Annotated in this window: 12 protein-coding genes; 4 read left to right on the forward strand and 8 right to left on the reverse strand. The window is 56.3% G+C overall.

Annotation, left to right across the window (positions count from 1 at the left end; genetic code table 11):
- Positions 1–283 precede the first annotated feature (283 nt).
- The 3 genes from HX823_RS30720 to HX823_RS30730 form a co-directional block, all read right to left on the reverse strand.
- Complete coding sequence (locus HX823_RS30720; protein WP_177078367.1) at positions 284–2,692, reverse strand: TonB-dependent siderophore receptor; 2,409 nt, start codon at positions 2,690–2,692, stop codon at positions 284–286.
- Between the two features lie 92 nt (positions 2,693–2,784).
- Complete coding sequence (locus HX823_RS30725) at positions 2,785–3,750, reverse strand: FecR domain-containing protein (RefSeq protein ID WP_177078369.1); 966 nt, start codon at positions 3,748–3,750, stop codon at positions 2,785–2,787.
- Positions 3,747–4,283 (reverse strand): sigma-70 family RNA polymerase sigma factor, encoded by a 537-nt coding sequence (locus HX823_RS30730; RefSeq protein WP_177078371.1) that lies wholly within the window; start codon positions 4,281–4,283, stop codon positions 3,747–3,749. The genes HX823_RS30725 and HX823_RS30730 overlap by 4 nt, the downstream gene beginning before the upstream one ends.
- A 179-nt stretch (positions 4,284–4,462) precedes the next feature.
- Here HX823_RS30730 and HX823_RS30735 point away from each other — a divergent pair, with 179 nt between their 5' ends.
- Complete coding sequence (locus tag HX823_RS30735) at positions 4,463–4,792, forward strand: hypothetical protein (RefSeq protein WP_177078373.1); 330 nt, start codon at positions 4,463–4,465, stop codon at positions 4,790–4,792.
- Here the strand turns inward: HX823_RS30735 and HX823_RS30740 are convergent.
- Complete coding sequence (locus tag HX823_RS30740) at positions 4,754–5,401, reverse strand: LysE/ArgO family amino acid transporter (protein WP_177078375.1); 648 nt, start codon at positions 5,399–5,401, stop codon at positions 4,754–4,756. The genes HX823_RS30735 and HX823_RS30740 overlap by 39 nt on opposite strands.
- Positions 5,402–5,426: 25 nt before the next feature.
- Positions 5,427–6,233 carry a 2OG-Fe(II) oxygenase family protein gene (locus HX823_RS30745; protein ID WP_177078377.1) on the reverse strand — a complete coding sequence of 269 codons (807 nt, stop codon included), beginning with the start codon at positions 6,231–6,233 and terminating at the stop codon, positions 5,427–5,429.
- A gap of 232 nt (positions 6,234–6,465) precedes the next feature.
- Here HX823_RS30745 and HX823_RS30750 point away from each other — a divergent pair, with 232 nt between their 5' ends.
- Positions 6,466–7,158 carry an NBR1-Ig-like domain-containing protein gene (locus HX823_RS30750; RefSeq protein WP_033896247.1) on the forward strand — a complete coding sequence of 231 codons (693 nt, stop codon included), beginning with the start codon at positions 6,466–6,468 and terminating at the stop codon, positions 7,156–7,158.
- Positions 7,159–7,160: 2 nt separating this feature from the next.
- Here HX823_RS30750 and HX823_RS30755 read toward each other — a convergent pair whose 3' ends face one another.
- Positions 7,161–7,796: a LysE family translocator gene (locus HX823_RS30755; RefSeq protein WP_177078379.1), complete on the reverse strand. Its 636-nt coding sequence runs from the start codon at positions 7,794–7,796 to the stop codon at positions 7,161–7,163.
- A 127-nt stretch (positions 7,797–7,923) separates the two neighbouring features.
- On the opposite strand from HX823_RS30755, the gene HX823_RS30760 reads away from it, so the two are divergent.
- The gene (locus HX823_RS30760; protein WP_016979611.1) at positions 7,924–8,295 is read left to right on the forward strand and encodes a PH domain-containing protein; all 372 of its coding nucleotides are present in this window, start codon (positions 7,924–7,926) and stop codon (positions 8,293–8,295) included.
- Between the two features lie 136 nt (positions 8,296–8,431).
- On the opposite strand, the gene HX823_RS30765 is transcribed toward HX823_RS30760, so the two are convergent.
- Both HX823_RS30765 and HX823_RS30770 read right to left on the reverse strand, forming a co-directional pair.
- On the reverse strand, positions 8,432–9,613 hold the full coding sequence (locus tag HX823_RS30765) for an MFS transporter (RefSeq protein WP_177078381.1): 1,182 nt from the start codon (positions 9,611–9,613) through the stop codon (positions 8,432–8,434).
- A 179-nt stretch (positions 9,614–9,792) separates the two neighbouring features.
- Complete coding sequence (locus HX823_RS30770; RefSeq protein WP_016979613.1) at positions 9,793–10,089, reverse strand: helix-turn-helix transcriptional regulator; 297 nt, start codon at positions 10,087–10,089, stop codon at positions 9,793–9,795.
- Positions 10,090–10,463: 374 nt separating this feature from the next.
- Here HX823_RS30770 and HX823_RS30775 point away from each other — a divergent pair, with 374 nt between their 5' ends.
- A complete protein-coding gene (locus HX823_RS30775) occupies positions 10,464–10,721 on the forward strand; it encodes a colicin E3-like toxin immunity protein (protein ID WP_038841611.1) in 258 nt (85 codons plus the stop codon).
- The last annotated feature ends 148 nt before the right edge of the window (positions 10,722–10,869 follow it).

Raw genomic sequence — 10,869 nt, forward strand, 5'->3', positions numbered from 1 at the left:
TATCAGTCTGACTCCACAAGCACCCACACGAATTGCTTGATTCAGTTGTTAAAGAGCGGTTGGTTAAGATCTTTCGTCTCAACCGAGGCGCGCATTCTACAGCAGCCTCATTTGCTGTCAAGTGATTATTTTCAGAAGCTTTCGAAGATTTCTTCAACAACTTCAACCACTTGCGCTTCAGATCTCTCGTCAGCGGGAGGCGAATAATACAGCTTTAAAATTCGTGGTCAACCCCTGCGTAGAAATTCTTTTCCTAACCGAAGAACCCGGCCGGGCGGCACCGTCAGAAGGTGTACTTGAAACTCGTCATGAAATTGCGCGGCGCGCCGTAAACACTCCAACTGTCCGCATACGCATAGTAGCTACGATCAAATACGTTATTCACATTCAGCGTCGCACTCAGGTTCTTGCTGATGTCGTACCGCGCCATCACATTGGTCAGCGCATAACTCCCCTGCTCGAACGTGTGCAGGTCCATCCCCGTCTTGCTCTGCCAGTTCACGCCGCCGCCCACGGTGACCTTGTCGAACACTCCCGGCAGCCGGTAAGTGGTGAACGTCTTGAGACTATGCCGCGGGCTGGTCGTGACAATGCGCTGATCGTCCTGATTGGTGCTCACGCTGTACGCATACCCCGCCGACGCCTGCCAGCCTTCGCTCAACTCACCGTTAAGCTCCAACTCGACGCCTTTGGTGGTAGTGCCCTGTTCCAGGCGGTAGATATCCGGCGCCCGCACGTACACCGCCAGGTTGTCCTGGTCGATCTTGAACAACGCCAGGCTGGCATTGAGTTTGTCGTCGTTGAAACTGCCTTTTACCCCGACCTCGTAGCCGGTGCCTTCCTGCGGGTCGAGGGCTTTGTTGTTTTCGTCGTGAACGCCATAGGCCTGCGGGTTGAAGATTTTGGTGTAGCTGGCGTACACCGCCCAAGTGTCGCTCAGGTCATAGACAATACCGGCGTACGGCAGGAAGACACCGTTGCGGGTTTCCTTGCTTTCGGTGTCCTGGGTCGGATCGGCGTACACGCTGACTTCGTTGTTGCGCTTCCAGTCGGTGACGCGGCCGCCGAGGATGACGGCAGTATTGTCGGTGACATGAAAGCGCGAGGTCAGGTAGGCGGCGTATTGGTTTTCTTCAATATGCGTCTTACCAACGGGCGTGGCATCCGGGCGGTTGGCGCCGCTGCCGTTCCAGTTGAAAATGTTAGGCACAGTACCGTCGTAGCCGGTCCAGGAACCAAACCAACCGCCGTGGCTCGGGGTATTTTCGTTATAGCGCGACATCGTGACGCCAGCGATCAACTCATGCTCGCGCCCAAACAGGCTGAAAGGGCCGGTAAGGTAAGCATCAAGGTTGTTCTGGCGCGGCGTGCCGGACCAGCGGTTGGGATATAGATAGGCGCCCTGCCCGGTGACCTGGTCGATATCACCATTCATATAGTTGATCAGTTCGTCGAATTCATTTTGGGTGTGACTGACTTCCACCTTGCCACTCCAGCCGTTATCGAACTGGTGCTCTATAGAAGTGAAGACGTTGGTCTGCTTGCGGTCGTTGTAAGCCCAGTCCGGTGCGCTGTTGGCCGAACGGCTGAAGTTTGTGCGATTGCCATTGCTGTAGAACATCTGGAAGCCAGTGCGCAGCGGGTCGTTGACCTGATTGTTGATATAACTGAAACCCACCGTGAGCATGGTGGCGTCGCTCAGGTCAAACTCGGAAATGCCATACACCAGTTGCGAGTCGGTGTTGACGCGGTCGACCCAAGAGTTCTGCTTCTTGTAGTCCACCACCAGGCGCCCGCGAAGATTGCCGCTGTCGTTCAAGGGCCCGGACACATCAAAGCCGGTGCCATACCGGTCCCAACTGCCCGCCTCGCCAGTGAGGCTGGCCTGGGTTTCGGCGGTCGGGCGCTTGCGGATCAGGTTAATAGTCGCTGAGGGCGTACCCGAACCGCTGATCAGGCCGGTGGCGCCGCGCACTACTTCAACACGATCGTACATTGCGGTGTTCTGAGTGGTGTTGTCCAACCGCGCCGAGGTGGGGACACCATCGATTTCGAAGTTGTTGATCTGGAAGCCACGGGACCAGTAAGTATCGTTCTCCGCGCCCACGCCGACGCGCAGCACAGTGATGCCCGGCGTGGCTTCCAGCACTTCGGTAAGGTTGGTGAGTTTCTGGTCGTCAAGGCGCTGGCGGGTGATCACCGTGAGCGATTGCGGGGTTTCTTTCTGGGTCAGGTTCAGCCGCGTCGAACTGCTGGACGAGTACGTGGTGTACAAACCGCTGCCTTCGGTCGTCGAACCCGGTGCCATACCGGAGATCGACACCGTACCCAGTTGCAACGCGCCGCCTGCACCCGGCTGCAGTTGATAGCGCCCCTCGCCGGTCTGCACCACCGTCAGGTCACTCCCCACCAATAGCGTTTGCAGCGCCTGGTCAACCGTGTAACTGCCGCGCAGCGTCGGACCGGCCTTGCCGGCGGTGAGCGCGGCATTGCCCGCCAGGTAGATGCCGGCTTGGGCGGCGAGCTGGTTGAGTTGGTCGGCCAATGCACCGGCGGGCAGATCGTAGGTCTGCACGCTCGACTGCTCAGCGGCTGCCGCCAGTGGCGCCATGCCCAGGCTGGCGGGGATGACCAAGGCAATCGCGAGAGCCAGCGCCAAAGGTTGTGGTGAGTTACGCAGGAATGAGGACATAAAACAGTTCCGGTCGAAGGAGGCGTCACGCCGTTGTCCTTCTCTAATTCGAATGAGCAATCAAAACCGGAAGCACAAGATGCAAAAAAATGTCAGCGCGTAACCACCGTGGTCCACCAGGCGAAGCGCCGCTCGATGCGCACGGGCAAGACCTGCTCAAGCATTGCCAGTACCTGATCGGTGTCTTGCAGTGGATAAGTGCCCATCACCCGAAGATTGGCGACCTGGGGGTCGATGCCCAGATGGCCATGTCGGTAGCTGGCGAGTTCACCAATGAAGTCCCCCAGCCGCATATCGTTCGCCATCAGCACGCCTTTTGACCAAGCCTCGCGCCCAGGTTGAGCGCGTTGCGTTGCGGCCAGACGCTGTCGATCAAATAGAACGCCCTGCCCCGCCGATAGGATGCGGCGTTGATCAGTATCCCCACAGGCAGCCTCTACGCTGCCCTCGAACACATTGAGCAACGTGTGCCCGTCCTGCTCACGCACACTGAAACGCGTCCCCAAAGGACGCAAACGACCTTGGGGTGTTTGCACCACGAACGGTCGCCCGTCCTTGCCGGTGTTGATCAGGATTTCGCCGCTATAGAGTTTCAACTCGCGCTGGCTGGCGCTGAAATTCACATCCAACGCCGTACCGCTGTTAAGCCAGATGCGCGTCCCGTCAGCCAACAGTTGCTCGCCCAACACCGTGGTGCTCGTATGGAAATCCGTGTTCCAGCCCCCCGCCAACCAGCGCTGTTGCCAACCGGCCCACCCCAACAGCGTGCCGCCCATGACCACCGACAACCCGCGCAACACCTGGCGCCGCGAACGCTGAGAATGTCGCAGACTCTCCAGCGTCTTGGTGGCTCCCACGGCATCGTCCTGCAACGGCGCAAAGCGTTGTCCTACACGTGCGACATAGCTCCAGGCCAGCCGGTTGACCTCACTGTGGGCATGCCATTGGCGCCAGGCCTCCTGCAACGGCAGGGCATTGGGCTCGGCACTCAGGCGGGCGAACCAGTCGGCGGCTTGTTGCAAGGTGGCGTGATCCAGACCACCGGGGTTGGTGCTCATGACAAGGCACCGTCCAGCTCAGCCTCCAGCACCATGCACTGGAACATGGCCTGGCCAATATATTTGGTGACAGTACGTTCGCTCACACCAATGCGCAGCGCGATCTCGCGATAGCTCAAGCCCTCGATCTGAGCCAGGCAGAATGCCTCGGACACCCTGGCCGGCAAGCGATCAAGCATCGCCTGCAAATGCACCAGGGCCTCCAGCACCAATGCGCGATGCTCCTCCGAAGGCGCACAGTCTTCAGGCCGGCTCGCCAACACCTCAAGCCAGGCCTGCTCTACCTGCTTGCGTCGGAAGAAATCCACACACACATTGCGCGACAAAGTGCTGAGATACGCACGCGCATGTCCTTCGCTGCCGAATTCACGCGGATGGCTCAACAGCCTGACGAAGACATCGTGAGCCAGCTCGGCGGCATCACTGACATTGCCGAGTTTTCGGGCCAGCCAGCGTTGAATCCAACCGTGATGGGCCGAATACAGGCTGCCAACGCTGAACGGTGCGGCGACGGGCTCGGGAAGCGGGGGCATACAAAGCCCTACGAATAAGAATTGTTCCCAATGGTAATGAGAAAAACTGGCCACTACAACGAGCAAAAGCGACCCCATTGCTGCAGCAGGCATGTAGCCCCAGGTCTTTTTTTTCCGCCACAGAACAGGGATCATCGCCCTCCCCTACTTTCCCCCAAAGACGCCGAGGAACCGAAACCATGGAATTGACGCTGGAAGCGGTTGCGCTCTTTGCACTGAAGCTGGTGCACGAGACGGACGGCGGCAGCCCGGTTTTACGGGATGATCCGGTGATGGAAGGGTATGACCGCGAGGTGTTTGGGTTGTTGGTGCGGCAGGGGGATTTGGCTGGGATTCAATCCAAACTGGTGGAATGTACGGATCAAGCCCTCAATGCATTGAATGGCGCCGACACGGTAATGGGTCGCGAATTGCAAAGGTTGGCGACTAACGTGCAAATCGTAAATCATCTCGATGAACTGCACCCACCGTTAACCACCCTCAAGGACTACTTGAAAGACATCCAGTGAGTCGGTGATCAGCATTCCGGCGAGAAACACCATTAACACCGCCACACCCGCATCCAACCAGCGCCATACCATCGGTGCTCGAAACAATCCCGTCAAACGCTGACAGCCCAGCGCCAACAACACAAACCAGAGTAGCGACGCGGTCATCGCCCCCATCGCAAAGAGTACTTGGTGACTTGCCGGTTTGGCGGCGCCGATGGAGCCTATCAGTACGACGGTATCGAGCCATGCATAGGGGTTGGCAAACCCCAGCACCACTGCCGTACGTAACAGCCCTCGTTGCGAATTCCCACCTTGGCTATCCGGCATCGACTGATCACGCAGGCACGCCAACAGGCGTTGGCCGCCGAACCACAGCAGATAGGCCGCGCCTGAAAGCAGCAAGAGCGCTACCAGCCTTGGTCGGCTTTCCAACAGCGCGCCTAAACCCGTGATGCCCATCGCGATCAGGAGGATATCGGCAACTACACATACAGCAACCACGCCCCAGATAGGACCGCGGCTGACACCTTGACGGATGACCAAGGTGTCTTTGGGCCCCGGGGCGGCGAACAGACCAATACCTAGCAGCAAGCCTTCAAGGTAGAGCGCACTGAAGTAAGGAGCCATGAAATGTCCGTGCCCTCGGGCAGATTTAGACGAGCTGAATAGGCTGATTGCCAAACCCCGTATGACGGGCGTTTACAACGCTATTCAAGTCAATTGACTGTCGGCGGAAAAAACTGGTTAGCACTTGTCCTGGGCTCGGGTTGGCAAAGTAGATCAACGAGCTTCTGGCTACCGGTCTTTGGGGCGCGAGCACCGCGTGGTAAGCCGCTGGAATTGCATAGTCGGAAAGGTCGGTAAGCAATGAGCCAGCCAGAACCGCAATTTCGTTCTCCAGCAGGCGTACCGGCTCAAATGAACCACCCTTTACCAAGACCAACCCCTCGCGAGTGGGTTTAATGAACGACAGCATGTGACCGTCTTCATGAGGATCCTGGGCGAATCGACGCTCAATGTCTGCAGCCTGGGCACCGTATACACACAACTGTACGTAGGACGCCGACCGAAACGGAGCAAGCGGGCTCACTCCAAACTCGCCACAGATACCGTCCATCAACTCTTGAGCCAACTCGCTGATCTGTTGCTCAAAGATATCCACAGCCGCGAAAAAGCTGCTCCGGGTGAATTCAAAACCTATCCGCTTCGATGCATGCGCAGGCCAGTAGCAGAAGCGCTCACAGAGGTCGGGATGGTCCTCGATATTTGAATATTCGGCACCGAACGGGAAAAAGCCGTCAGTGTCCTGGCTGAATGAAAAGGATGCCTTGGTATTGGGCAAAATCGCTGAGTAGCCATCAACGATTTGTTTGTAGCTTTTCAACATGGCTTCAGGTATTTGCAAGATGCCAAAACCTGATCGAACAATGGAATCACAGCACGCTTTTATCTGAGTCATCGCTATATCCATAAATAGATGTAAAGGAATGCAACACACACTAGGTTCGCAAGCATGTGAGAAACCGCGACACTGGATATAGCCAACCAAAAAGAGACCTTTCCATGTCCTTCACAACGTCGCCAGCAGGGTTCAAGTGTGCATTGCTCAATACACGCAGCGGCGAGCAGGTTGTCCTTTTTGGCGAACACGTTGGCGATCATCACCAAGGACAGGGAACCAACCATCGACTATGAGTATCAAGACCCGCGACACCCTCCGCGCCCTCCTCGTAAGGCGCAGCCGGGAACTGGGCAAGTCCATGACCACCTTGGCCAAGGAAGCCGGTATTTCCCGGACCTATCTCTACGGGCTGGCGGGCGGTGCTTCCAAAGATCCCTCGGTACGCACACTGATTAAACTGGCGAAGGTGCTACAGGTTTCGCCGTTGCTGCTGTTCCGTTACTTCGCGGACCTGGCAGGCGCACCGGTCGATCCACATTCAATGGCAACCACCAACCGCGCGGTAGGCCTGCAGGATCGAAGTGACATAGCCGTGTTCAACGCAGACGTCACCACCCCCGACCAAACTGTCGTGCTGCCCGGCGAAACGTTTCATAAAACCTGGGAGATTCAGAACATCGGTGCGCAGCCCTGGCGCGGCCGAAAGCTGGTTCGCGTTGACGGCGAATACGTCATCGCTCGGCGCTCCGCCATGGGCACGCCACTGGAAGTGGTGATGGACACACACCTGCGCAGCCTTAACAACGAAATCCCCATCGCACAGACACTGCCCGGCCAACCTGTGCATATCACCGTAGAGTTCGCTGCGCCCAAGGAAACCTGCACAGTCACGTCCATCTGGCGAATAGAAGATGAACACGGACAGCCCTGTTACGGGCCAGCCTTCATCCTGCATGTAATCGTCAACGTCATGGCGCGCTGAAGCTAGCGCCGCCCTTCCACTGCCATCCGCACCGCCAACCCCATCAACACCGAGCCCATCAACCAACGCTGCACCACCTGCCACCCCGGCCGGGTGACAAAAAACACCGCGATGGAGCCCGCCATGGTGGCAATCACCGCATTGACGCTCACGCTGATAAAAATCTGCGTAAAACCCAGCACCAGCGATTGCGCCAGCACACTGCTATGACCGTTCGGGTCGATGAATTGGGGCAGCAACGACAAGTACATCACCGCCACCTTGGGGTTCAGCAGGTTGGTGACCAGGCCCATGGTGAACAGCTTGCGCGGGCTGTCCTTGGGCAGGTCCCGCACCTGGAACGGTGAACGCCCACCCGGTCGGATCGCCTGCCAAGCCATATACACCAGGTACATCGCCCCACCGAAGCGCAACGCGTCGTAGGCAAACGGCACCGCCATCACCAAAGCGGTGATCCCCAATGCCGCGCACAACATATAAACCAGAAAACCCAACGCCACGCCGCTCAGGGAGATCAACCCGGCCGTGCGCCCCTGGCAGATCGAACGAGAAATGAGGTAGATCATATTCGGGCCGGGGGTGAGCACCATGCCGAGTGAGATGAACGCATAGGCCAGCCAGTTGGACAGTTCAGGCATGATGGGGCTCCGCTTTTTGAAACATCTGGCCAAGGTTGTAAGGTTGGCCGCCATGGTAGGGCGTTCAAAATGCCCGCGTTAGATACAGATCCGCGAGCAAAACGGCATACACCCAAGAGGCAGGCCCATGATCGACTTCAACAACAAAGGTTTCTTCAAACTCAAGCAAAACAACGAATACGCCGAACGCGTCGCCGACCTGTTGCTGGACGGTGAAGAAGTGGTGGATGCGTATAAAGCCATGCGTGATGGGGTGGTGTTTACCACCAAGCGGATTATCGCGGTGAATGTGCAGGGGATTACCGGTAGCAAGAAGGATTTCACGTCGCTGCCGTACAAGAACATCGTCGCGTATTCGGTGGAGACGTCCGGCACGTTTGATCTGGATTCGGAGTTGGAGATTTACTTTTCGTCGTTGGGGAAGGTGAAATTCGAGTTTACGGGGAAGACCTCGATCGTCGAAATCTCACGGTTGATTTCCAAGCATCTGTTGGGCTGATCAACAGGTAAGAAAAGACCTTGGCGTCCCAAGGTCTTCTTTACTGCAAACCCGAATTGAACAGATGCACCCCGCGTTGTTTGTCTGCAATAAATGAAAATCGCAGTCACCAAAATGGATCATCAGGCTGAGCCCATCACCCTTCTTCCGACACACATCCTCCAAGCACTACCTCACCACTCCCTTGCACCACCTTCGCCAGCAACAGCAATGAAACCAACACGCCTATGGCTCCCACCACCGGTAGAGCCCCCAACATCCCGGCTTGAATTACCAATCCCCCCACGATTGCACCCGCCGCCATGCCGAACTGGATCATCGACGTGTAGAAACTGAAGATGATGCTGGTTGATTCCGGCGCCAGGCTGATCAGGCGCAATTGCAATGCAGGTCCCGAGGACCATGCGGACAAGGACCAGGTAATCAGCAGGACGCACATGGCCCAGGCGATGTGCCCGAAGAATGCAAACAGCGCCAACGTTGCGCAATGAATCAGCAGCCCGCCCAACAGGGTGAAGACATAGCCCGACTTATCGGTGAAGCGGCCACCCAGTTGCGAACCGATGATGCTGGCCACGCCGCACACCAGCAGCATCACACTGATTTCGCCCTCGGCCATGTATGTAATGCCGGACAGGTACGGGGTGATATAGGAATAGATGATGGAAAACGCGCTGATCCAGAACAGCGTCATTACGTAGAGGATGGAAATCTGTTTGTTCTTGAATAGCTTGAGTTGCTGGATGAGTGGAATCGCTGTTTCGCCTTCGGTATTGGGAATCCAGAGGAGGACTGCGACCAACGAGAATAAAGTAAGCGCACCGATACCGACGAAAATGAAACGCCAATCCATGAGGCTGGAGATAACCCGCCCCAACGGGACACCGACCACCAAGGCCGCGCTGAAGCCCATGACGACAGTTGCGATAGCACTGGCCTTTTTACCCGGTGGCGCCAACAGTGCCGCCAGGGTCAACAGCACCACTTCCACCACGCCAGCGCTAAGGCCCGCGACTGCGCGGGCGACGTTGAGCAGGCTGTAGCTACTGAACGCCAGCATGATCACGTTGGACGCTGCAAACATGAGCATGAACAGGACCAACAGTTTTTTACGGTCCATACGTGCTGTGAGGGTAATCACAATCGGTGTGCCAACGGCAAAGGCGATAGAGAACACCGTGATCATCTGGCCAATCACCGGGATCGGCAGCTTCAAGTCTTGGGAAATCAGCCCCAGGATCCCAGCGATGATGTATTCGGCCGTCCCCAGCAGAAAACTAATAAACGCGAGCAGGAAAATTCTCATGGCGTTAGACATATCAGCGATTTCCCACAGTTGACGAGTGGGAAGGTTTTCTCGAATCGAATGGATTCTCGGTGTTCATTACGTCACCCTTGTGCCTGCCCCATGGCGGAGCTGATAGGAAATTTATTCAATTAATCAATTAGCTAATACACTAATCTTACGGGCAAATGAAAACCTTTAAAGCCACGCGTTCATATCGTTTTTACCGCCTCCGCAAACGCGTCCATCCCTCGTGGAACACGCTTGAAATAGGTGAACTTGCCGACCCGTAAGGAGCTCAGGAAGCCCGCTTGCACCAGAACCTTCAGATGGGCTGACGCTGTGGGCGCGGAGATGCCCAGCTTTTCGGAGATGTACAGGCCGCAAACCCCCTCATGCTCATCAAACTCGCCTACGGCGAAGTGCAGTTTTGGCTCCTTGAGCAATTCAAGGATCTGCAACCGGTTTGGGTTGGCGAGGGCGTTGGTCTGGATCAGGATTGAAGTCATGGCGAAAAGATTAGTTTATTAGCTAATCGTTTGGCAACAAGAAATGGAAGGCCTTCGGAATAATTTCCCGCAGACTTTTCCCACACGCCCTATCGAACAAAGCCAATATCTGCCACCGGCTCCCCCTCATAAGCTAACTCCCTCGCGCAAGGAAGTGAGCCCGTCATGCCAGAACGCTTTTACCCACCCCCTGCCCAGGCAGCCACGCTAGCCAAACCTCCCAGCTGCGTCTTCATCAAGCCCTGCCAATTGCCTGACGGCATCACTCATTACTTCAATCCGGTCGGTTATCGGTGCGTTCAACCCCGTAACCGGCGAGCAGTTAAAAGGGCCGAAGAAAAAACGAAACATCAAATAATATCTGTGAGGGATACATGGGACTAAAGGTGAGATTGGAATGGTTCGACAGAACCACCGAGTGTCTAAGCGGCACGGAGAAGTCAGTGAATTTAGGAGACGATTACTCCGTGATTTCCCAGCTTGGGCTATCGGTAGATGAGGATGTCAACAACGGAATGTTTGAGCTACGGCGTGAGTGGCTGCCACTGATACAGACGCACTTTTCTCATGAAATTAAGCTTTCAGAAAGTGACTACTTCATCGCGTTTGATTACGAAGATGCAAGCGAATGACACAGACGTAGAGGATTCAGCTTCATGCGCAGACTGTCACTGACCAATAAAAAACTCCGCAACGTCCCCAGGCATCTCAGATGCTTGCGAATGGGGGGTTGGTCGTCCCCCTCGCCCCTTACCCCTCCTTCACCTCACTCCCCTCTCC

This window comes from Pseudomonas sp. P7759 (assembly GCF_013386445.1).
In the GTDB taxonomy this organism is placed as follows: Bacteria; Pseudomonadota; Gammaproteobacteria; order Pseudomonadales; family Pseudomonadaceae; genus Aquipseudomonas; species Aquipseudomonas azotoformans_A.